This is a genomic window from Microcoleus sp. Pol14D4 (genome assembly GCF_036701245.1).
Lineage (GTDB): Bacteria > Cyanobacteriota > Cyanobacteriia > Cyanobacteriales > Microcoleaceae > Microcoleus.
Map to the genome: position 1 here is coordinate 1 of NZ_JAUBQM010000072.1, position 23493 is coordinate 23493.

The 23493-nt window shown below is 46.0% G+C and carries 21 protein-coding genes; 10 read left to right on the plus strand and 11 right to left on the minus strand.

The window, feature by feature from the left end; genetic code table 11:
- Positions 1-81 precede the first annotated feature (81 nt).
- Positions 82-1452: an RNA-binding domain-containing protein gene (locus QUA33_RS21490; RefSeq protein ID WP_333151012.1), complete on the plus strand. Its 1371-nt coding sequence runs from the start codon at positions 82-84 to the stop codon at positions 1450-1452.
- A gap of 480 nt (positions 1453-1932) precedes the next feature.
- Here the strand turns inward: QUA33_RS21490 and QUA33_RS21495 are convergent, their stop codons facing one another.
- The 3 genes from QUA33_RS21495 to QUA33_RS21505 form a co-directional block, all read right to left on the minus strand.
- A complete protein-coding gene (locus QUA33_RS21495; protein WP_333151014.1) occupies positions 1933-2889 on the minus strand; it encodes a GDSL-type esterase/lipase family protein in 957 nt (318 codons plus the stop codon).
- A gap of 86 nt (positions 2890-2975) precedes the next feature.
- On the minus strand, positions 2976-4271 hold the full coding sequence (locus QUA33_RS21500; protein ID WP_333095724.1) for a TldD/PmbA family protein: 1296 nt from the start codon (positions 4269-4271) through the stop codon (positions 2976-2978).
- Between the two features lie 440 nt (positions 4272-4711).
- Positions 4712-5572 carry a Tab2/Atab2 family RNA-binding protein gene (locus QUA33_RS21505; RefSeq protein WP_333095723.1) on the minus strand — a complete coding sequence of 287 codons (861 nt, stop codon included), beginning with the start codon at positions 5570-5572 and terminating at the stop codon, positions 4712-4714.
- A gap of 271 nt (positions 5573-5843) precedes the next feature.
- On the opposite strand from QUA33_RS21505, the gene QUA33_RS21510 reads away from it, so the two are divergent.
- From QUA33_RS21510 to QUA33_RS21520, 3 genes are all read left to right on the plus strand, one after another.
- Positions 5844-6629: a nucleotidyltransferase domain-containing protein gene (locus QUA33_RS21510; protein WP_333151015.1), complete on the plus strand. Its 786-nt coding sequence runs from the start codon at positions 5844-5846 to the stop codon at positions 6627-6629.
- Positions 6630-6691: 62 nt separating this feature from the next.
- A complete protein-coding gene (locus QUA33_RS21515) occupies positions 6692-7414 on the plus strand; it encodes a pyridoxine 5'-phosphate synthase (protein ID WP_333095719.1) in 723 nt (240 codons plus the stop codon).
- Between the two features lie 577 nt (positions 7415-7991).
- Entirely contained in the window at positions 7992-8738 is a 747-nt protein-coding gene (locus QUA33_RS21520; protein ID WP_333151017.1) for a hypothetical protein, read from the plus strand.
- 89 nt (positions 8739-8827) lie between these two features.
- On the opposite strand, the gene QUA33_RS21525 is transcribed toward QUA33_RS21520, so the two are convergent.
- Together QUA33_RS21525 and QUA33_RS21530 are read right to left on the minus strand one after the other, a co-directional pair.
- A complete protein-coding gene (locus tag QUA33_RS21525) occupies positions 8828-9850 on the minus strand; it encodes a tetratricopeptide repeat protein (protein ID WP_333151019.1) in 1023 nt (340 codons plus the stop codon).
- 351 nt (positions 9851-10201) lie between these two features.
- Positions 10202-10564 carry a hypothetical protein gene (locus QUA33_RS21530; protein ID WP_333095755.1) on the minus strand — a complete coding sequence of 121 codons (363 nt, stop codon included), beginning with the start codon at positions 10562-10564 and terminating at the stop codon, positions 10202-10204.
- A gap of 389 nt (positions 10565-10953) precedes the next feature.
- Between QUA33_RS21530 and deoC the strand changes: the two genes are divergently transcribed.
- From deoC to QUA33_RS21550, 4 genes are all read left to right on the plus strand, one after another.
- Positions 10954-11634 (plus strand): deoxyribose-phosphate aldolase, encoded by a 681-nt coding sequence (gene deoC, locus QUA33_RS21535; RefSeq protein WP_333076519.1) that lies wholly within the window; start codon positions 10954-10956, stop codon positions 11632-11634.
- A gap of 248 nt (positions 11635-11882) precedes the next feature.
- On the plus strand, positions 11883-12758 hold the full coding sequence (gene recO / locus QUA33_RS21540) for a DNA repair protein RecO (protein ID WP_333151021.1): 876 nt from the start codon (positions 11883-11885) through the stop codon (positions 12756-12758).
- Positions 12759-12989: 231 nt separating this feature from the next.
- The gene (locus tag QUA33_RS21545; protein ID WP_333151023.1) at positions 12990-14561 is read left to right on the plus strand and encodes an MFS transporter; all 1572 of its coding nucleotides are present in this window, start codon (positions 12990-12992) and stop codon (positions 14559-14561) included.
- Positions 14562-14587: 26 nt separating this feature from the next.
- Positions 14588-15814 (plus strand): glycosyltransferase family 4 protein, encoded by a 1227-nt coding sequence (locus tag QUA33_RS21550; protein WP_333095711.1) that lies wholly within the window; start codon positions 14588-14590, stop codon positions 15812-15814.
- A 211-nt stretch (positions 15815-16025) separates the two neighbouring features.
- Here QUA33_RS21550 and QUA33_RS21555 read toward each other — a convergent pair whose 3' ends face one another.
- Positions 16026-17705 (minus strand): phosphatidylglycerol lysyltransferase domain-containing protein, encoded by a 1680-nt coding sequence (locus QUA33_RS21555; RefSeq protein ID WP_333151025.1) that lies wholly within the window; start codon positions 17703-17705, stop codon positions 16026-16028.
- Between the two features lie 11 nt (positions 17706-17716).
- Positions 17717-18637 carry an alpha/beta hydrolase-fold protein gene (locus QUA33_RS21560; protein ID WP_333151027.1) on the minus strand — a complete coding sequence of 307 codons (921 nt, stop codon included), beginning with the start codon at positions 18635-18637 and terminating at the stop codon, positions 17717-17719.
- Positions 18638-18816: 179 nt separating this feature from the next.
- On the opposite strand from QUA33_RS21560, the gene QUA33_RS21565 reads away from it, so the two are divergent.
- Both QUA33_RS21565 and QUA33_RS21570 read left to right on the plus strand, forming a co-directional pair.
- Positions 18817-19245, plus strand: coding sequence for an NUDIX hydrolase (locus QUA33_RS21565; protein ID WP_333151029.1), 429 nt, complete (start codon positions 18817-18819; stop codon positions 19243-19245).
- Between the two features lie 111 nt (positions 19246-19356).
- Positions 19357-20274, plus strand: coding sequence for an NAD(P)H-dependent glycerol-3-phosphate dehydrogenase (locus QUA33_RS21570; protein WP_333095706.1), 918 nt, complete (start codon positions 19357-19359; stop codon positions 20272-20274).
- A 271-nt stretch (positions 20275-20545) separates the two neighbouring features.
- On the opposite strand, the gene QUA33_RS21575 is transcribed toward QUA33_RS21570, so the two are convergent.
- From QUA33_RS21575 to QUA33_RS21590, 4 genes are all read right to left on the minus strand, one after another.
- A complete protein-coding gene (locus tag QUA33_RS21575; RefSeq protein ID WP_333095705.1) occupies positions 20546-20776 on the minus strand; it encodes a hypothetical protein in 231 nt (76 codons plus the stop codon).
- Between the two features lie 82 nt (positions 20777-20858).
- Positions 20859-21164, minus strand: coding sequence for a small RNA NsiR4-regulated ssr1528 family protein (locus QUA33_RS21580; protein WP_333069813.1), 306 nt, complete (start codon positions 21162-21164; stop codon positions 20859-20861).
- Between the two features lie 75 nt (positions 21165-21239).
- A complete protein-coding gene (locus QUA33_RS21585; RefSeq protein ID WP_333151031.1) occupies positions 21240-22217 on the minus strand; it encodes a threo-3-hydroxy-L-aspartate ammonia-lyase in 978 nt (325 codons plus the stop codon).
- 629 nt (positions 22218-22846) lie between these two features.
- On the minus strand, positions 22847-23493 hold a 647-nt coding region (locus QUA33_RS21590; protein WP_445243271.1), incomplete at its 5' end, for a calcium-binding protein.

Below are 23493 nucleotides of genomic sequence, written 5' to 3' on the forward strand. Positions count from 1 at the left end.
TTTTAGGTCAGGGAGTTTTTTCATTCCTCTATCTAATGTCTATCTCGTTCTCTTGTCAAGGGGGTTGAGCAATTACGTTATGTGTTACCTCTTTCCGTTTACTCCTTTGATGCTGAGGAAAAAATTGATGAGGTATTTAGAAGGATTAACTCAAATGGTAAATATCTATCGAGGCAAGAACTTAGAGCATCCGGAGCAACAGCTTACTATCCCGATCTAGTCCGAAAGATATCTAGTGAAATAAGAACTGATACCTCGGCTTCAGATATACTGCTTCTCAACGACATGAAAACTATAAGTATTACCAATAAACAACTAGAATATGGCATAAAAATTGATAACATTTTCTGGATGAAAAATAATATTTTAACTAAGGAAATGGTAAGAGAATCTAAGGATGAAGAGATAGTAGCTGATATTGTTGCATATATGGCATTATACCCAGAAGTGCCGAGAAGCAGTTCTGATGTGCTAGACGAGTTTTATGGTTTAAAGGAAAGCTCTAAGCAAGAGGAAATAGAAAGAGCCCTTCAGAAAGTCAATTCCGATACAATCAGAAAACGCTTTGTCAAGGTATATGACCAGATTCGCAAAGTATTGCAAGAGTCGGGATGTAAGTTCAGTGAATTGATATTTGAACAACCAAATATTCAAAGTCTTCCGCGTTATTTTCAAGTAATTTTTTTGAGTTTTTATGAACTAATGTTTGTTGACAATATGGAAGTTATAAATTCCCCAGAACTCATTACTAAATTGACGAATATAGGAGAGTACATCAAGATTACTAGAGGTGGTAACTGGAGTGCTACTAGCAAGAATAAAAATATATCGGCTGTGAAAGGTATGATCAGCAATACCTTTAAAGTTAGAGAAACAATAGATCCTGCTACTGATAGTTGGTTGACCGAGTTTGAAACGTTACTCACACAGTCTAAAATTGAGCAAACTCTTTATGATTTTAAGCAAGGTTTTACGAAGCTAGATGGAAGAGGAGATTTCGATCAAGATAGCTTCGATAAGATAATAAAAACTCTTACTGCTATGGCTAATCATTCGCCTAAAGCGATGGGTTATGTATGTGTTGGGGTTGCAGATACTGAAGCCACTGCCAAGAGGGTAGAAAACTTATACCGTATTCCAAGTAGAGAATATGGAAATTTTTGGATTACTGGAATAGAACACGAATCTGTCAGACTTCAAGGAAATCTTGATAATTTCTTTAGATGGCTGATACAACAAGTACAGTCTCAACCCATTGAGCAATCTGTAAAAGATCGCATTGGTAAAAGTATCAGATTGATAAATTATTATCAAAAAGCTGTAGTTATATTCTCTATTCAAGGAGGTTCAAATCCTGTAACGTATGACAATAGGTTCTATCAACGGATTGGTGCCAACGTCGAAGAAGTAAAAACCGCAGGACTTCAGGAGTTATTCCGAAATTTTTTATAAGGCTTGCTCCTCCAGCTAACGACATCGAAATTTTCAACTTCTTCGACTCTGTTAACGGCAATCTCGCTGGTACTGAGTTTGTGGGAAAATAGAGCAAATTTGTCCAATCATAGAATTTTCTCTCGGTTTGCAGCACATAATTTCGCTTTCATTTAGGATTGGATGGATTTTTTAACCGCAGATGCACGCAGATTAACGCAAATGAATTTTATAAATCTGCGTTAATCGGCGATTTTTTTACCCTATAGCCTCCACCAATGTTTTCAAATCCGCTACTTCCAAGTCGGGCTGGCCACTGGCAGGTAGTGTCGCCCCAAATCCTGTTTTGTCGTGTCGCCGATTTACCCAAATCTCTTTCGCGACTTGACAGCAATTGTGTCAAGACTAGCAGTATTCCCCTTTCCCCATCTATCAGAGTGCCGTAGCGGTCAAAACTCACTACTTAAAATTGATTAAATTCTAGCATCTTTCGCTCCTAGTTTAGGGTTGATATTCAGCAAAAATTTCAATTTTACCAACTATATTGCGATTAAATTCTACCAATTCTTCTGCCGGAATCCAATATTCTTGATGAATCGAACTGCCGACAGTTTGAACCGGATATTTTTTTAAGAATTCTGCCGCCACTCGAAAGCAGGTAACATAGCCGAAATATCCCGAAGCTGCATCTTTTGTATTCCAATCTCGCGCGACTTGTATGGCATAGGCTTTTTGAAGCACGGGATAAAAAGTAGGCTGAAAAGATAAGCGCGGCGGAAATTCCATAAAATCGCTTTCTTTAATCAGTTCCATTTCTTTTTTTCCGACTGCTCGGAACAGCGTTACTGTTTCTTGGTCTGATATATTGATATTTTTAAACCAAGCCTTCCAACCGCTCCAATTGTGAACTATTTTAGCCAATTCAGCGTAACCGGCGGCACCGGGATGGGAGCCATCGTTTTCGGTAAGTTCTTTTTTCCAAATTTCCGATTTTTGCAGCGGGGTGCAAACATCTAGATAGGGCACGTTTAACTCGCTGCAAACTTGAGAAAACTGTTCGGATAAGTTGGCAATCCGGCTTGTGCGATCGGCATCGATAACTGGCGGTGGCCCTACCATTAATAATGGAAATATTTCTTTAGCTGACGTGAGAATAGCTCGGGCATTTTCAATTGATTTCTCAACTTCTATGCGATTTTTTTCTTTTTCTAGGTGAGTGTCATTGACGCCAAAGGAAAATACGATTCGACCGTCGCTGTAGTGAGGTAAGCGGCAAGAAACTTCGCTAAACCAACGAGTTTCTATATCGGCACTGGTTTCTCCCCTTATTCCTAAATTGTAGTAGGTAATATCGTGTCCTTGTCCGCAAGCGGCAGCGCAAATCCGTCCTGTCCAACCGAGACATTTTGGATCGCCAGTACCGTTTACAAAAGAATCGCCGATAAAACAAATACGCATATTATGTGTGGGAATTGGGAATTGGTGACTGTTGACTGTTAACTGATGATTGATGACTACTAACAACTAACAACTGCCAACGGCTTTTAATTCTTGCCGATGACGGACAATCCCTCTACAATTAGAGATGGTGTGTGGCAAGAACCGTTCCACTCGGAGTCTCCTCCCAATTCTACTAATTGTTTGAGGACGCTGTAAACGTTTCCGGCTACCATTGTGTCTTTAATTCTGCCGACTATTTGACCTTTTTTGACTCGGTAGCCGAGATCGACGTTAATTGAAAAATCGCCGGAAATTCCGGCACTCCCACCAAGCATTTGATCGACTACAATTCCGTCGTCTAATTGAGCGATTAAATCGAGTAGCGACAGCGAACCTGGTTTAATCAAAACATTGAACAAACTCGGCGTCGGATAGCTGCCTAAACCCGGGCGAAATCCGTTGCCGGTGGTGCCGCTACCCAAGGCTCGACCGGTGGTGCGATCGGTATAAAATAGCTGCAACACTCCGCTGTTGATAAACACGATCGCCCGAGTGGGAGTACCTTCGTCGTCAAAAGGACAGCTATAGGGCCCGATATCCGGCTGCTGCGAGAGGGTGACAAGCGGCGATGTCACTTGTTGGCCTAATCGATCGTTCCAAGGCGAAGCGCCTTCGAGTACCTGTTTGCCGTTCAACGCGGCACACACAGTCCCCCACAGTAAATCGGCTGCTTTGGCTGTAAATAGCACCGGCACGCGGCCCGTGGGGGGTGCTACATTGTCTTTCGCCCATTCCAAACGTTGCAAAACCCGCTTGGCGCTGGTGTTTAAGTCGAGAGTACCGCGTTCGGTTTCGCCTTCCCAAATGTTGAGGAAATCTTCGCCCCGCACTAATTCTGCTGATAAGTAACCGCTGAGGGTAGTGTCGGTGTGACTCGAATCTAAACCTTTGGTGTTCACCAAGCGGGTACTCTCGATTTCGCAGTCGAGTTCGGCGGTGCAGAGGCTTTCTGGATAGGCTTCGCGGACGATCGCGATCGCCTCTTTGCCCCAGTTTACTAGCTGTTCGGCCGACACTGACACTCCGAGATCGGGATAAACAACTTTCTCACCGGTGCCGAGTTCGATGGTTTCCGGTTCGTTAAGTTGCGAAAGCGCGATCGCTCTGTCCACCAAAATTTGTAGTTCCACAGGCCCGTAGGCCACCGCCAAACCGGGCCGCCCATCCCGCCACAGCCGCAGTGCAATGCCTTCTGCTTGGGCGGTTTCTAGCTGTTTGAGGCGGTTTGCTTCAAAAAAGACCGGCCGTGAGAGCGATTGCGATTCCAATACCTCAGCAGCTTCTGCACCTGCTTTGGTGGCTAGTTCTAACAGTTGTTCTGCTGATTGGTGATTGGTCATTGTTCTGGGTGGTTGGTAATGGGCGATTCGATTTTCGATTTTCGATTTTCGATTAAAGAATTGGCAATAACTTACTGGATATGGATTGGGTGCACGGGTCTACATTTAGATTCTTTGGGGAAACTGCTGGAATGGGCGATAAAAAGATTGTACGCATTTGTGATTGTTTCCATCTTGCCAATCGCGCCAGTCGATTTTAGCTTTTAGATTTTAGGTTTTAGATTTACTCCACAGATGAATCTGGGAACTTGAACTAGAATCTAAAATTTTGATCTCTCCACGACAGGAGTACGTGGCACGGTATCCGTTTTTGGCTGTGGTCAGAAACCGGCTTTCTTGCTGCATTTCAGCTCTGAAAGCCGAGATTTTTCCTAAAAAAACCCGGTTACTTAAATTTGATTGAGAATGCTGCCACATATCAGTTATTGCCAAGCGAACGACTAAATAGTTAGTTCGTGCAACAGCCAAAATCCTGCAAAAGATTCCGATTCGGGATTTGACTGAATTGCTAAGAAATGTACTTTTTTTGCTTGCTTTTTAGCGGCTTCAAATCCTTTCGCTTCTCTCTCAGTTGCTGCGTCTCTGAGATTAGCTAAAATCCAGCGATCGTTAGCTCCCGTATCTAATACCAGCCTAGCAGGTGGGCCGCTCTCAAATTTCAGAAAAGCCAACTCCAACCCCGACATCCAACCTGCCAAAGCCGTTGCTCTCGACGAGTAGATAATTAGTCCCGGAATTTGCGTTTCTGGGGCGAGGCGTGTCATCGGCAGGCCGAAAGCTTCGCCAAATCCGATATCCCACTCGGACATTTCGTCAAAAGCTGCGATCGGCAAACTCACAAACGCCCATTTTTCGCCGATTAAAGCATCCGGCAGGGCAACTGGCGTTTCGGGTATAAATTGAACACTTGGGTTCACAACCGGTTGATAGCCCGGTTCGGCGGGATAAACGTTTTGCATCCGTTCTTCCAGCCACAGGCTGAGGGCGAGGGTGCGGCGGCTGCAGGCGGCGGGGATGTCCAAGTCATCGCAGGCTTTGGTAATCATGTTCGCCATTTGGCGGCGGAAAAAGCGGATTTTTTCGGGTCGTTTCGGTGCTGCGGCGATCGCCTCTTTAATTGCACCCGCCAGCCACAGGGAATTCACGGTAGAACTGGAGCAGAATTGCGAGTAGCGAAACAGAGATTCGGCCTTGTCGCCTACATTCAGCGGGCTTTCGCAGATCAACACTTCCCATTTTTTTTTCTCTCGCTCGTCTATGATTGGACGGCTGTAAAAGTCGAGTTCCCAAATAGTAGCCATGCCGCGCTGTTAAAAATTAATCCTTTCTCATGTTACCGGACAGCGGACAAGTTTCTGATTCTGACAATTTAAGATTGATTTTCAATCGCGGGCGATCGCGCTTTCCCAAAGATTGCCACTTTCCCTTGCAGCTTCCCGTGTAATTTTTGGCAGCAGTACACAACCGGAAGCATTAGCAACTGCTCGGAGAACTGTCGCGGAGCAATCTCAACACGCGATCGTTTGTTAAACTTGTGCAAGCCAGGGAAAACAAACAGTATAGCTTGATTCCATGAGACAAATCATTCTCGAAAAGATTGTTTCTACCTTACAACCTTTAGATTTTGTTCTCGCTTTGTGGCAAGGAGGTTCAGCAGCCCACGGATACACAGACGAGTGGTCAGACCTCGATATTGCCGTTGTGGTTGAAGATAACTGCGTGGAAGAAACATTTGATATTGTTGAAAAAACCCTCGCAGAAATTGGCGAAATAGAACTCAAATATCGAGTTACCGAACCCGCTTGGCACGGTCAATCGCAGTGCTTCTGGCGGATCAAAGAAACCCCGCCATTTTTGCTAATTGATTTTGCCGTTTTCCGGCGCACCAGCCGCAACGATTTTTTGGAAATAGAGAGACACGGACAAGTCGCGATCGCCTTTGACAAAGCTAATCTAATTGTACCGCCACCTTTGGATAAAAACCAGCATTTATCCCAAATGCAAACCCGATTTAACGAAATTAAAATCGTTTTTGATTTGCTGCAACCTCTAGTAAAAAAAGAGATTTATCGCCAACATTTAGTAGATGCGATCGGCAACTATCACAATTGGACGCTTCTACCCTTAGTCGAACTACTGGGCATGATTTACCGTCCCCACAGATACGACTTTGGACTAAAATATTTCAGCCGAGATTTTCCGCCCGAAATAGTCGATCGCGTCGCACCACTTTTCTGCGTTACCAATCTTGAAGATTTGGCAGCAAAACAGCAAATAGCTGAGGTTTTTTTTGCAGAAAGTTTACCGCTTGCAGAAGCTAATTTTTACTTGGATAACACCCCAACACTACCGCCATAGGCTCAAAGTTTCGTACCGAAAGCGATTAATATAGTAGCATCAACCTTAAAGAGTAACATCCCGTGACAAAACTCAGCGTCAACATCAACAGAATCGCCCTCCTCAGAAACTCTCGAAATATCGGCATCCCCAGCGTTACCGAAGCCGCAAAAACAGTAATTGCTGCCGGAGCTCACGGCGTTACCGTCCATCCCCGCCCCGACGAAAGGCACATCAAAGCTGCCGATGTTTACGAATTAGCTAAAATGCTAACCGTTGAGTTTAACATCGAAGGAAATCCGTTTCAGCCGCCATTTATGGATATAGTTTGCGACGTAAAACCGGCTCAGTGTACCTTAGTCCCGGACGCTCCCGACGTGCTAACATCGGATAGCGGTTGGAATATTCCCGAAAATCGCGATCGCCTCTTACCAATCATTGAAAAATTAAAATACAATGGCATCAGAGTCAGCTTATTTATGGACGCAGATGCTGCTCTCATGCCGCTAGCAAAAGAAGTTGGAGCCGATAGAGTAGAATTGTACACGGAACCCTACGCGAGTGCTTTTCGCGAAGGTAGAGTAGAGCTTGTTTTTCAACAATATGTTTTAGCCGCTCAAGCCGCCCAAGCAGCAGGTTTGGGAGTGAATGCCGGACATGATTTAAATTTGCAAAACTTAGCTAAATTTTGCTCTATTCCTGATATACTAGAAGTATCAATTGGTCATGCTTTAATTGCGGAAGCCCTAGAAATGGGTTTGTTCAACACAGTACAAGCTTACCTAAAAATCCTGGCAGGTTCGTAAGATGAATTAACATCAGGTGGGAGGGCGGATTTTGGAGTTATTAACTCGTTTTGATCGGAAAAAATAACTAAATCCGCCCTCCAAATAAACAGGTTCAAAACTTACGGAAAAAAGAGTTTAACACGCTACAAATATGGTAAGGTGGGGTTTGCAGCGCCCTAGATAATTAGGCGCTCGTTAAAAACAAAGTAAAACTAGGGGCTGTCACCCCGTGGGGGTGCTACCGGCTTTCTAGTAGCAAGGCAGAGCCTGAACCCCAGACACCGCGTTTTTTAGGTATGGGCATTTCTTTAGCAAGAAGATCCTCGGAAAAAGCTTTAATTTTCCTAGACCAAATTACTAATATTCTTTGATGATATTATGCGTAAGGAGTATCATTAAAATGTCCCGACAAACTAAGGCTACTACTTAGCTCCCGCACTGCCAACTTGCTACCCGCAGGTTTTGTGCAAGTACGGGAGCTAAGTAGTAGCCTATATGCTCCTGTAGCCTCTGTGCGATCGCCCGATTTAATCCGGTGAAAACAGGCAAACACAAGTAACCATATACAATTCCTTACCCCCCTCGGAAGTGCGACATGAAAAAACTAATTTTACTGACTGGAATGCTACTCATGATGACGGCAAAATCAGTATTTGCCAGCCCAGTAGCCCCCAAAATTGCGCCGAGCGAGCTGATGGCTGCCTCGGAAATTACAGAAACCCTTAACAAACCTGTTACCTCTGAATCAGTTCCCAACCTCGAACCGATCGAGCGAATGTCAACCTCGGAAATCCGAGAAACCATCAACCAACCCACCACCTATATTTTTGAAGGCATCAAAGGGCGAGAACTCACTCTCTCCCTGTGGGCGGGACAACTGACAGCCGAACTGTACAGTCCCAATGGTGAAAATATGGGGGTTATTGAAAAATCAGACAATCAGTGGGTTGGCCAGTTGCCAGAGTCAGGCATCTACCGCGTGCGAGTTACCCCGAAAGGTGAAACCACCAGCTTTGTACTCGGACGCGATTTTAACGCTAAGTGGACTTATAGGCCCGATCGCGCAATTCCCATAGCCTTCAGGGAAAAACAAGCCACAGTCAAACTTAAAATGTCTGGCTACCAAATCCAGCCGATCACGGTTCAAGGCAAGCAGGGACAGACAATTAGGGTGACAGCTAGCAACAAAAATCTAGATCTGGCGATCGAATCTCCGTCGGGACAACTCCTGGATCAAGGTGAAGGTCAAACTTTTGCTCAACTTCCCGAGTCCGGCATCTACCGGGTAATCGTAGTTGCCAAGAGGCCGGTCAAGCCCTCGATCCGAGTTTCTGTGCAATAGCAAAGATCGCAGAAATATTCTTGAGGGCGATCGAATTTGCGCCACAAAAAAAATAGCTCGCCAATGGGGGGAGCTATTTTTTTTTAAAATCAACCTTGGATTAGCGCTTCAAAACGTTCTTGTTTCCAAATGCAGCTTAAATCAGAGTCAGCTAAAGCTAGCTCTCGGTATAAATTAGGGATCAACTCAACAGCCCGCTGCAAATTGTCAAGGGCCAAATCAGCAAATCCCAGTAGCGCATAACAACAAGCTTTATTGTAAAAAGCGTTAGCAAAATCAGGATTTATTTCTAAGACTGTTTCGTAGCAAGCAATAGCCTCAGAGTAGCAGCCTTTTCGCGCCAATTCCACACCCCGGTTGTACCAAATTAAATAATCTTCCAAGGGACGCTCAGATGTGGGAGTAAACTTGGCATTTCTCTGATTTAAACCTACTAATTTCTCTAACGCAACTCTCCGTTCGCCCACAGCTTCGGCTCTGCCCGGTTGTAGAGCGATCGATCGGCTAAAACTAGCTACTGCTTGTTTGTAAAGTCCCATTGAGTGGGCAGCTATACCGCGATTGTACCAAGCCTTTGCGTCGTCTGGGTTAAACTCGATCGCCCGGTCAAAACTGTTGAGCGCCTGATAGTAAAGCTTGAGTTCCAACAAGGCATTACCTCGGTTGTACCACGCCCAAGCAGCCTCCGGGTATAAATTTAAAGAGCGATCGAAACTCAGAACCGCCTTCTCGTAAAGCCCCATATCGATCAGTGTCAGTCCCCGGTTGTGCCAAATACTCGCCGCACACGGACTGAACTCCAGAGCCCGATCAAAACTGTTGAGAGCCTCCAACCAGCGGCCCAACTTTCCTAAAGCAATAGCCCGGTTGTGCCAGCCAAAGCTCGCATTCGGCTCCACCGCCAAGGCCTCATCAAAACTCTTCAGCGCCTCTAAGTGCCGTTCTAATTTCCCTAGAGCCATACCTCGACCGAACCAAGCCTTATAATGATCTGATTGCAACTTCAAAGCTCTGTTAAAGTTTGCCAGAGCACCATGATCATCGTTAGCTTCGAGGTGGCGCGAACCCAGATGGTAATACCAAGCCGCTTCCAAGTTTTGAATTAAGTTCATAATATTTTGTATCTATCTTAGGGATGATTCTACATGAAACCATACCTGGAGTAAAACTGTAATTCCACTAAAAATCTGAAACATTTGATACATAGCGATTGCCCGTACACAGGACCAGTAACAACCTCAACAATTTGCTGTCGAAACTAACTATTTTCCTCTAGTAAAAAGCTCTTTTAGCTAACCGCACTCATCGCTTATTGAAGCTGCTGCGAATCTCACATCAGCCGGAATCACGCCACTATTACCGCATCCCAAATTAGGTTTGCAGTCACACAAAGAGTGCTAGAGCGCCCAAAGTCCAACTGCAAATCTCATACTGCTAATAGATCCAACTTCTGCTTGCCCAATTCAAGCAACCACAACCGCTGTTTTAGCATTCTCACCCAACATCAACTGGCCTGTTCCATCAATACTAAAATCTTTCCCCAACACAAAACCCTTGCCCATCAACCGCTGGCAGACAACCAGCGCAGTAATCCGGCGAATTTCTTCCATCACGTCAGCAGGAATCAAATAACTCAAACTCCAGATCACGGACTCGCAGTCAGACCAAATCAAACGCTCCATACTGACAATCATCAAAGCAGCTAAACTGTCAACAGACAGCCGCCCTCTGAGATCCGCAATCAAATCTTTACCAATTAAACTATTGCGACTCATCATCGCTATAGCCATTTTCCCAATTTCTTTTTCGAGTTCTAAATGATTCATGCTTGGCACTGGCTTTTATATTTTTAAAGCACTACTAAGAGTAAAAACAGCAGACGCTACCAGGCTCTGCCATAGCATAGCTGGCGCAGGCTCTACCGCAACTCTTTTTAACAAAGTATACCTAAAGAAAGAGAAAAAATGTATCTAAAGGCAGATACAAAAATATTATTTTTTTGACATTAATTGGTAAACCAATTCCTACCAGAGTTAATACCTGCACATCGAGTATTTGTACTCAGTCGGGGCCGGAGTAAAGTCAATCCATTGGAGAATTGGAGAAAGCGACCTCACGGATGAATTCAGAGGGGTTGTACCCGGGCTGCTTTCGGTCGAAGATTGGTAAATTCCCTACATAATAAGGAAGTAGTTACTTCGGAGAAAAAACAGCAATGGCTGCAAACCAGGCAGACATCGATATTGCCCCCTTGATCGACTACGGCCTGATCGACCCCACCGCTACGCCAGAGCAAGTAGAATACTGTTGCCAACAAGCAGAGAGATTTGGGTTTGTCACAGTTTGCGTGTATCCCGCCTACGTCAGACAAGCAGTTGAGCTGCTGCACGGCAAACGTCCCAAAGTCTGTACAGTTATAGGTTTTCCCACCGGTGCTTCGACTTCAACGGTGAAAATTTACGAAGCTCTAGAAGCTGCAGATAATGGAGCAGTAGAGTTAGATGTCTCTGTTAACTTAGGATTGTTGAAAGCTGGAAGAATCGACGAATTCCACCGGGAATTAGCCCAAATTTGCGAAGAAACTAATCTCACCATCAAAGCAATTATCGAAAGTTCGCTCCTTTCCGATCCTGAAAAACAATTAGCGGCTGAGATTTGTATGGAAGCTGGTGTAGCTTACATCAAAACCAACACAGGCTTTTTTGGCCCGGCAAAAGTTGACGATGTGCGACTGCTAAAGGAAGTTACGAAGGGACGGATTGGGATTAAAGCGGCCGGCGGAATTCGTACTCATGAACAAGCTCTAGATTTGGTAGTAGCTGGGGCAACTCGTTTGGGGACTTCTCGCGGCCCCGAATTACTCCGCCAGCGCGATAATTTAGATAAAAGTCATTAGTCATTAGTTATTAGTTATTAGCAAGGCCTAATTGGTCATGGCTAATGGGGAATTAACTGGTTCCAAGGCTCTGCCTGGGAATCCATATTTAGAGGCTCTGCCTCGGCTGGGATTAGGAGGCAGAGCCTCCGGATCTGCGTTACCAGGCTCTGCCTGGTAACGAGTATCTAATAAAAGTTCTGCGTCGCGGACTGTTTTTGCTACTTTCCTGGTAAATCTAAAATCTAAAATCTAAAATCTAAAATCGAGTGACTCGAACTTACAAAGCAACTGGAATCAATCTCAAGAGTGCGCCCATCGGCGAATCCGATCGAGTGCTGACAATTTTGACGCGGGAATTCGGCTTAATTCGAGCCGTAGCACCGGGTGTTCGCAAACAACGATCGACCATCGGCGGTAGAAGCGAGTTATTTGTCGTTAACGAATTGCTAATTGCCAAAGGCCGATCGCTCGACAAAATTACCCAAGCCGACACGGTACAATCCCATCCGGGTTTGAGCCGCAACTTCGGAAAACTCTCCGCCGCGCAATATCTGGCCGAATTGGCGATCGCCAGCGCCCTTTCCGATGAGCCCCAAGAAGAACTCTTTTGGTTGCTGGGCGAACACTTGAGCCGTTTGGAGCGTTTGTCCGATCGCACAGAAATTGAATCCGCCGCCGTGCTTGTCGCCCACCTCAGCCACGGCATTTTTCACCTGCTAGCCTTAGCCGGCCTCGCACCCCAAGTCCAAGTTTGCTGCGCCACCAGACAGCCGCTCATCCCAAATTTCACCGATCCGAACTGGCAAACCGGGTTTAGTATACCCTCTGGGGGAACCTTCAGCTTGCCCGAGCTAGCTAACCTAGAGGCAGAACTCTCTTCAGAAATCGGTAGCTTGTACAAATCCGCCTCCCGTTCCCGGCAAACGAATAGCAGCAAGCACTTGACAAATTTTGAGATAAATGCTAAGGAATTAGCAGCGCTGCAACAGTTGGCTAGTCCAGAACTAGGAGAGGGGATTGCCGATCGGACAACTTGGGTATCAGTAGAAAATATTTTGCGGCAATATGCCCAGTATCATTTAGGTTGCACGATTCGCTCGGGAAGCTCGATCGACACCTACCTAGAGAGTTTTGAGTTTTAAATTTTGAGTGTTGACTTAAATAGGTGAACGGGCGATCGTACATCGCACCCCCAACCTGCCGGATACCCGAACCAGCCGGCCATTTCAGGTAAATTCTCAAGGTTGTTGCGACATCAGATAATAGATAGAGATAAAGTTACGAGATTATTAATAAACTTAGGGGTTAACACCTCAATTTCAAATTCCCATCCCCCCAACCTCCACCATCCCAGGCCATCCACCCCAAATCCTATGATGCGACTGTCCGATTCTGATTTGAGAATATCTGTGTTAGCTGTGACCCAGCACAAGATGGAAGAACGAGAAAATTTTCCAGATTTTGACTCTTATCCCGTCTCCGCCGATCGACAATGGAGCAACGTCCCAGACCCAGAAATGGATAAATACCCCACAACTCCCGAAACAGAGTCAACCAACGGCAATAGCCCACAATCCGAAGCAATCTCCCCGGTTCCTACACCAGAGCAAGCAGCAGAAGACTCGGAAGCAGTAGCCGAAACTCCCGAAAAAGAAACGGGATTTCTGCCAGTGCTTAAAAACCCAAATTTTCTAGCATTGTGGAGCGGGCAAGTTTTTTCTCAACTAGCAGATAAAGTTTATCTCGTACTGACGATCGCCCTCGTAGCCAGCCGCTTTCAAGCACCAGATCAAACCATCAGCAGGTGGGTATCGGCAATCATGATCGCCTTTACCATTCCCGCAGTGCTGTTCGGGGCTGCAGCAGGCGTGTATGTCGATCGGTGGTCGAAAAAAGCAGTGCTGGTCGCCACAAACCTGCTGCGGGGAGGCTTTGTTTTAACATTGCCCGTGCTGCTGTGGCTCTCTGACGGGTGGGAACTCGGTCAATTGCCGCTCGGATTCTGCTTGCTGCTGCTAGTGACATTCCTTGTTTCGACTCTAACTCAATTTTTCGCCCCAGCAGAACAGTCAGTGATTCCCCTAATTGTGGAACGCCGCCACCTGCTATCAGCCAACTCCCTTTACACCACAACCATGATGGGGTCGGTGATTATTGGCTTTGCAGTCGGAGAACCCTTACTAGCTTTAGCGGACACCTTATTTTCCAACCTCGGCGGCGGACTCGGCATCGGCAAAGAATTAGTAGTAGGCGGAAGTTACGCCTTCGCCGGAGTGCTGTTGCTGTCGATGAAAACAGGCGAAAAAAACGAAGTCGAACACGAACCACCCCACCCCTTAGCAGATTTGCAAGACGGCCTGCGTTACATCAACGATCAACCGAAAGTCCGCAATGCTTTAATTCAACTAATTATTCTATTTTCCATTTTTGCAGCCTTGGCAGTTCTAGCAGTTCGGCTGGCAGAAATCCTCCCCGGTATGAAAGCATCGCAATTTGGCTTTTTGCTGGCGGCCGTGGGCGTTGGCATGGCTGCTGGGGCGGCGACAGTCGGCTATCTAGGCCATAAATTTTCTCACTCCCAACTGAGTTTAATCGGATCGATCGGCATGGCACTTGCTCTGATGGGCCTTTCTGCATTTACACACCATTTGTGGCTCTCGGTGCTGTTCATTACCCTGTTGGGTTTATTTGCCTCATTGGTGGGAGTGCCGATGCAGACTACAATTCAAGCAGAAACTCCAGAAGAAATGCGGGGAAAAGTCTTCGGGCTGCAAAACAATGCCACTAATATCGCTTTGAGTTTACCGTTGGCTTTGGCCGGGGTAGCGGAAACATTTCTGGGTTTGCCGACAGTATTTTTGGGTTTAGCAGGATTAGCGATCGCTGGGGGTGTCTTAACCTGGTATATTTCCCGTAGCACTAATAGCAAAGTCGATCGAATCTAAAAAATAACAAACTCTGATTTACTGGAATGCACATCGCTTGGCTAGGAAAAAAATCACCTTTTTGCGGTAACGTCACTTACTCCAGGGAAGTCACCAACGCACTATTAGACCGGGGATACCAGGTCAGTTTCCTGCACTTTGCCCAAGAAGCGGGCCCACTGGACAGGAACAATACGGGGTGGAACATGGCAAATAGTTCATGGGGAAAGGGAATTGCTCAAACCTCATATACCAATTCGCTCTCGCCCGCCAGTTGCAACGAAGTCTCTTTACCCTGTCACTACAAGTCGCAAATTTATACGATTCCCACTCTCAAGTCCCGCACAGTGCTGATGAAATCTCTGCGGCGGCTCAAACCCGATGTTGTTCACGCTTCCCTGACGCTTTCGCCTCTAGACTTTTTGCTGCCGGAAATTTGTCAAGAATTGAATTTGCCTCTGGTGGCGACTTTTCACCCGCCGTTCGATCGCAAATTGCGGAATTTGACATCGGGAACCCAACACCTGATGTATCAACTGTACGCTCCGTTTTTGGCGAACTACGACTCGACGATCGTTTTTTCTCAAATTCAGCGGGATATATTGGTGAAGTTGGGAGTGCCGCAGGAACGGGTGGCTGTGATTCCCAACGGCGTGGATGCTGTTAAATATTCTCCAGGGCCTTCGGGGTTGAAGTCGGAATTAAAGGCCGATCGAATTTTTGTTTACCAAGGCCGCATTGCCCAGGAGAAAAATGTCGAGGCTTTGCTCAAGGCATGGAAACAGTGCAATTTTGGCCCTGGGAACGTATTGGCGATCGTAGGCGACGGGCCCCTAGCCGCCTCGCTGCAACTGTTTTACGGCGAAGATGATGGCATTGTGTGGCTCGGATTTGTTGCCGAGGAGGAACGCCGAATAGAAATTCTGCGGGGTGCAGACGTATTTATTTTGCCTTCTTTGGTGGAGGGACTGTCGCTGTCGCTGCTGGAAGCGATGGCCTGCGGTTTAGCTTGTTTGGCAACGGATGCCGGTGCTGACGGCGAGGCATTGGAGGAAGGTGCGGGGATAGTTTTGAACACTCAGCGGGTACGGAGTCAGTTGCAAACCTTGCTGCCGCTGTTTTGCGATCATCCTGAGTTGGGAATGCTGCTGGGTCAAAAAGCACGCCAACGGGCGATGGAGCGATACACTCTCAGTCAGAATATTACTGAGTTGGAAAAGCTTTATGCAGAGGTTTTGCAAAAGCAGCGCGTACTAATTCGGGGTTTAGCATGAATGTTTTGATTGCTCGTTCCCAGGATCTAGCCTGGGAACGCAGATCCGGAGCCTTTGCCTCCATTTTCCAGCCGAGGCAGAGCCTCTAGAGATGGGTTCCCAGGCAGATCCTGGGAACCAGTTAAGGCAGAGCCTGGGAACCAGTTAACGGCACCTTTCGGCAAACGCCTGGGAACCAGTCATTCCTCCCCAATCTAAAATCCAAAATTGCCTACCCTCCTGGGCGCAAATAATCCAAAAGTCGATCGCCCGAATCAGCCCGAATCAAAGCAACCACAACATCCGGCAAACTTCCCAAACTCGGATAAACAAAATAACGCGGTTCCCACCGCGGCCCAAACTTATCTTTAAAACTGTGCAATCCCTTAAAATTATAAAACTTGCTCAAGTGCTCCGAAAGATAAATCAAAACCTTTTCCAACCGCCCGGATTTCTGGGCTTCTCCCACTCCCGCCAAAGCCGACAAACCCAAATCAAATTCTTCATATCCCAATTCTTGACAGTGCTGCAACATCGAAGCAAACAAACACTCCATCGTGCCATTTTCCACCTCAGTGCGGCGCCGCATTAAATCAACTCCGACTACACCATCTCCCGCCGATATCATATTAGCAAAAGCACTAATTCTACCGTCGGGAGTGTGGATGGCTGCGGCGCGAGTTTCCCGCACATATGCCTCGTCAAACCAACCCACCGAAAACTTTTTTTCGGCACCCTGAACCATTTGCAGCCACTCTTCGCTCACGAGTTTCATTTGCCGCATCAATTCGGAACTTAAAGGAGGTTCGTAAAATTCGATTTGATAACCAGCTTTTGTAAGTCTGTTGATAGCAGTTCTCAAGTTTTGATTGCTCTTGCCTTTGAGAGTAAAAGTTTTGAGATTAACAATAGCTTCTTCGCCAATTTGCACCGCTCGAAAACCGAGAGTATAATACATTTCTAGATCCTGGGGCAAAGTTTGATAAAATGCTGGATACCAATCATTGCGATCGCAAAATTCTTGAAACCCTAGAATTGCTTCTTTGCGGTCTTCAGCAGGTCCGATGGGGTCTCCCAAAGCGATCGCACCTCTACCTTTCGGGACGTAGGCGATCGTACTTTTTCCTGAAGGACTAAAATAATAAGATTTATCCGGAAGCAACCCCAGTCTCGCTAGGGTTGTCCGCCCATATTTTGCTACAACTTCTTTAGCTTTATTCCGTTCCGAAATACTTGCCGAATTTCGCAGCAATACCGGCCGCAGCAGCATTAAAAGTGCGTAACCAAGCGTTACTGTACCTACAGCATAAATCGAATCTGCAAAAAAGTTAGCAAACCGATTTTTCGGAACCAATCCCGCATTATCCGCCGTAAAAAACATGGCAAAAGTCTGGAACAAAGCTGTGTCTAAATCAAAATTAACCGCTTGTCCGTTAACTTTAAAACCCCCATCCAGAATGTAAAAACCTGCCGTTCCGTAAGCCAGCGTAAACAGCAAAGCCCCCACCAAAACCCTTATTCCTTGAGCAATTGAAGGGCGATCTGATTTAGCTGTAAACGTCTTCCGCATCACCAACAAATGAAACAGCAGTACCCCAGAAAGCAAGCTTTCTTCAACATCCAATCCCTTGACTAAATGAATTACAATAGAAACGATTAACAATCCCACCGTCAGCAACCAAGCAATCCGCTTGCGCCGCAACAAATTAGTCGCCAGAGTTAGCAGCATAAATCCGATAACTGCTGCAAAAAAATGACCGCCCGCACGCACGGGAAAAGGAAAAAACGGCTCCAACCAATTTCGGCGATCGGGTAAACTGGGAGTTACAGCAGACAGCAAGTTAATAACTCCTACCAATCCGGTTAAAAATGATGCAGTCCAGAGTCCAATCCTAGTTGTTTGGGGTAACACTGTTGACCTTTCTAATTTTTCTGTGTTGCCAGTGATATTTTAAACTGTTTTCCAACATAGCTCAAAGAATCGGCTAAATGCTTGTGCCAATAATTCCAACCGACATCCGGGCCAACAATCCCGTGTCCTCCGGGAAATTTGTTAAACTCGTTGGCTATACCCAAACTGTTTAATTGATCGTGAAACTGTTGCGTGGAAATCAGAAATTTTTCGTCTGCTTCCCCCGCATCCAAATAAGCGCGCAACTGCTGTTTATCTTTAACAGGGAGTTTTTCCACTAAATATTTAGGACTGTTAGCCTTGCCGCTTTGATCTGTAAAATAACCGCTGTGGCTGAACAGAATATTAAAATTATTCAAGTAGCGCAAACCGATATTAAAAGCTCCCCAACCCCCCGAAGATTGTCCTCCCATTGCCCAGAATTTGGGGTCTTCCAACGTTCTGTAGCGCGATTTTACGATCGACACTAACTCGGAGCCGATCGCGCTTCCCACCTTACCGTTGGGCCCGTCAAAATACTGCGGGTCCCACAAAGGACTCGTACCCCGCTTGTCGTTCCCGTCAGGAGTAATTACAATTGATGGCGGCAATCTTTTGCTTTTATATAAATCGTGAAGCACAGAAGTAACAGCAGCTTTGTCCTGATAAGCGCGCGCGTCTCCGTGCCCGCCGTGCAGCAAAAAAATGACTGGATAGCGCTGTTTGGGATTTTTTGCGTACCCAGGCGGCAAAATTAAGCCGTAGGTGCGCTCTGAATTCATAGCTGCACTTTTATATGTTTTGAGTTGAAAATTTAAGTCAGCATCAGCAACTATTTTCGGAGGGTCTAACTGAGGTGCTCCGGCAATAAAAACGTACCAGTATCCAGTCGCACCGAGGAGGACGATTGTACCCGCACCGATACCTAAAACTTTTCCCAGCCACTTAGGCATACTTTCAATCTCTCTTTTTTGTCTGCGATCCCAATCCGTACATTATATGCAAGTATATTGTAGAACTGTAGGTGAGGTCGATCGCACATTTTGCAGCTAAACTGCAACGGTCTCTGGCGCCCGTTCCACAGTTAAAGTGCAACGATGTTAAATTCTTCAATTCTTTAATCTAAAATGGTATGACTTATCACAATCCTACTCCTACAGTTGATATTATCATCGAATTAGCCGATCGCCCCCATCGGCCGATCGTACTTATCGAACGCCGCAATATTCCCTACGGCTGGGCAATTCCCGGCGGCTTTGTCGATTACGGGGAATCGGTAGAAGCGGCGGCAAAACGCGAAGCTTTAGAAGAAACAAGCTTGAATGTAGAATTAATTGAGCAATTTTACGTTTATTCCGACCCAAATCGCGACGCCCGCGAACACACTATCAGTATTGTATTCTTGGCTTCTGCAACCGGGGAACCTCAAGCCGCCGACGATGCTAAAAATTTACAGATTTTTGAATCTTGGCAGATTCCCGATCAATTATGTTTCGATCACGATCGCATTTTGCGCGATTATTGGCGTTACCGTCATTATGGATTGCGGCCGCGTTTGTAGGGTGAGGATTTGTTAACCGCAGATGCACGCGGATTAACGCAGATTGATTGCTATGATTTATCGGTGATTTATCGGTGTTAATCTGCGGTTAAATTCATTAAACTAAATGCTATGGCAAGCTTGACAATATTAGGCGGAGGTGCTTGGGGTTCAGCACTGGCAAATCTGGGAGGCAAAAAAGGATCTCGAGTTAATTTGTGGTCGCGCAGCAGTTCTTTTAATCTAGAATCAGTTATAACAGGTGCGGATGTTGTTGTTTCGGCAGTTTCGATGAAAGGAGTTGGAGCAACGGTCGATCGACTTTTGGCTTTACAGTTAAGTCCCAGTACAATTATAGTTACTGTCACCAAAGGTTTAGACCCCGCGAGTACGCGCACTCCGTCTCAAATTTGGCAAAATGCTTTTCCTAACAATTCAATTGTGGTACTTTCCGGGCCCAATCTTTCCGAGGAAATTCAGCAGGGATTGCCGGCTGCAACGGTAGCAGCGAGTTTGGATTTAGCGGCGGCCAAGCAAGTGCAAAATATTTACAGTTCTGATATTTTTCGGGTTTATGTGAATGAAGACCCGCTGGGAACTGAGTTAGGTGGAACTTTGAAAAATGTATTTGCGATCGCCGCTGGTGTTTGCGACGGTTTACAATTAGGAACTAATGCTAAATCTGCTTTGCTGACTCGCGCTTTGCCGGAAATGATTCGGGTGGGAGTTCGTTTGGGAGCTCGCGCAGAAACTTTTTACGGTTTGTCTGGTTTAGGAGATTTGCTCGCTACTTGCAACAGTCCTTTATCGCGTAATTATCGGGTTGGTTTCGGATTAGCTGAAGGCAAATCTTTAGAGCAAATTTTGCATGAATTACAGAGCACTGCTGAGGGAGTCAATACTACTAATGTGTTGATTGATTTAGCTAATCAACGCGGCATTGAAGTGCCTGTTTCTCGCCAAGTTTATCGCTTATTAAATGGTGAAATTACTGCCGAACAAGCCGTTTTATCGCTGATGGAACGAGCTTTGAAACCGGAGATTTTATAATCTGTACGGCTAGATAGATAAGGACTTAAGCAAAGCCTAAGTCCTTACCCTTACCTCAAATTTCAAGAAGTGGGTTCACGAGTTGCTAGTTATAAATTAAGAGTTCTCAGCGACATTGGTTGAGCGATCCGATTAATGTTTTGAGCGCTTGGTAGATAAAGAGTTTAAGGCATTGAAGATGAGTTGTGAACCCAAACTCTTTAACCGATCGCTGCTACTACTTAAGTCATAACTTAATAACTCATAACTTGCAGAGCTAGTTGCACCAGCTTTACATCTTGCCTTGCTGCATTACCTGTTGAAGGTGCTGCCGAATTTCCTTCGTGTGTTCCATGTCAGCTTGCTGCAATTTTTGAAACAGGTCAGCACAAGGCTGAGAACCCATTTCCCGAGCATCTTTCATGTAAGTTTCGTAGGCTTTCAAAGCTTCAGACTTGTTTTGCAAAACAGTTAACAAATCATACTCGAGGTTGCTAATGACTGTACTACCGTTAGTATTCATACACTGACCCTCTGCTAGGATTTGTCCCAAGTTTGACCGATCCAGAGATGACTGTTCATCTGTCTAAAAGGGTAGATAATTTTTACTTTCCGCCGTAATAAAATGCAACTTCTTTATCTTTCAGCGGGGCGAAGTCTGCAGCAACGAGCATTTTATCGAGCTCGCTTTGAGGCAGATGTTTGACACCGATTCGGACAATGCGCGATCGCATGGTATTTGACACGCCACTGCGCTGTCTGCCGGCTTCTAATCCCATCACTTGCTGATAGAGGTCTAATTTTGCTTGCGGAATCGGAGTACCGTCAAAGTCGATTCCAGAGGCGATCGCAACATCGATCGCATCTGCACCAGTTGTAGATTGAGCCGCTGAGTTTGTTTCTGAAGACATTGTGCTGTGTTATCAAAGTTTGCTGTGCAAGCATTTTATCAGAGAAGCTGCTACATAAATTATTCAATCTAAAATCTAAAATCGATTGACTTCCCTCAAATCGACATTTCCTCCACTGACAATCACGCCAATCCGAGCATTTTTAGCCTGCACAACACCTGACAGCAAACCCGCCGCTGCTAACACTCCCGTCGGTTCCACAACTATCTTCATGCGTTCCCACATAAAAAACATTGTCTGGCGAATTGCCTCTTCTGAAACTGTTGCCATATCATCAACATAATGCAGCACCAAAGGAAAGGTTAATTTCCCCAAAGATGGCGTGCGCGCACCGTCAGCAATCGTATCCGGGTTAGTAACAGTTTGTAGCGTTTTCGTGCGGAACGATCGCGCCGCATCGTCTGCTTGTTCCGGTTCTACTCCTATTACCTTACACTGCGGAGACAAAGTTTTTGTCGCGATCGCGCATCCCGACAGCAAACCCCCGCCACCGCAACAAACTAACAGCAAATCCAACTCCCCAACTTCTGCGATTAATTCCAGCGCAGCCGTACCTTGTCCCGCAATCACCCACGCATGATCGTAAGGAGGAATAATTGTCAAGTGCCGTTCGGCGCCAATTTTAGCGGTCAACTCTTCGCGGGAAACTTGAGTGCGATCGTACAAAATAATCTCTGCGCCGTAGCCGCGAGTCGCTTCTTGCTTGACTTTTGGCGCGTCTGCCGGCATCACCACAGTTGTAGGAATTCCCAACAACTGTCCCGCCAGGGCGATCGCCTGCGCGTGATTTCCCGAAGAAAAAGTCAGCACTCCCCGCTGTTTTTCGGCTTCAGATATCTGCATCAAAGCATTGCAAGCACCCCGAAATTTAAACGAACCCGTGCGCTGAAAGTTCTCGCACTTGAAAAATATCTGAGAATTTGTGCGTTTGTTGAAAGTTTCCGAAGTCAGCACCGGTGTCTTAAAAACTTTGCCCTGCAAGCGATTTGCCGCCGCCTCCACATCCGTGAAACAGACCGATAAAGGATTTTGGGCACATAAGTCGGTACTCATAGATTTTATATTGGGGCGATCGAGAACTTTATTTGTAGGATGGGCATAGCCCGCTTCACTCGTACCATTAAATTATAAATTTTTATCATAAGCTTATTAATAATTATCATTAGCCGTTGCGCTTAATTGTTAAAAAAGCTGTTGACTAAAATCAAAGTTATGACAATTTACTATTAAAAAGTAAACGGAGGTTTGTACTTGCACAGGAGAGGGATGAATGAATACAAATTTAACCACCGCCCGATTAATTGTTGGGAAACGGCACGGCGCAGTGTCCTGATTTTGGGTAATATCAAATCCGTTGGCTCCTGTATTCATCTCTCTCTCCCCTTTCTCTGTATCCTCTGTGTCCTCTGCGGTTTAATCAACCGGAATGGATATAACGGGTAAAATAAACCGGATTGGATGGTGAAATAGCCCTCGCGAGTGCGATCGACTCTAACCCTAGACAACAACGTAAAAAAGGACTTGGCTATGCCATTTCCCTAGCCAAAAAAGAGCGACTAAATTGTTTAACAATTACAAAAAAAAGGACACAGTATTACTGTGTCCTTACCTGTTTATTGTAGGAACACGGCTTGCCGTGTCCCTAACCGTACCGCCGATATCCCGATTAGGATTCTTGCCTTTTAGAACAAGAACAATTCAGAATTACCAGTCGGTCCCAAATTGACATCGACAGTAGCAAACAAACTGTTGCCACCAACCGTAGAACCGTTGCTATCGTAATACAGCTTAGTAGACAAACCGTCGTAGATAGCCATGATGGACGGCCCGGTTAAAGTTGCTTCAAACACAGTTACATCAGACACTGTGCTGCTGTAAGCGTAGAAACTCGAACCCAAAGGCCCAGATCCGGTCGTAAAGGCTGCAAAACCAGTGCTGTCGAGGTTAATTTGATCCTCAGCAGTGCTGTAATTGGTAATAAAATCGCCGCCGTCAGCAGTAGTTCCGCTGAACACAAACACATCCAAACCAGCACCGCCGTCGAGAACATTGGTTCCCACACCACCGATTAAAGTGTCATTCCCGATACCGCCGTTGAGAGTATCGCTACCGCCACCGCCGAAGAGGCTGTCATTACCATCGTCGCCGGAAATGCTGTCGTTACCCAAACCGCCGTCGAAAATGTCGGCACCAGAACCGCCGCTGAAGATGTCAGCAAACTCAGTACCAGTCACGCTGTTAGCACTCGCATCTCCGGTAAACAAGACAGGAGTGGTGAAGTTGTAACCGCCAGCACCTGAACCGAAATTGTTAAAGGCGATGGGGTAAG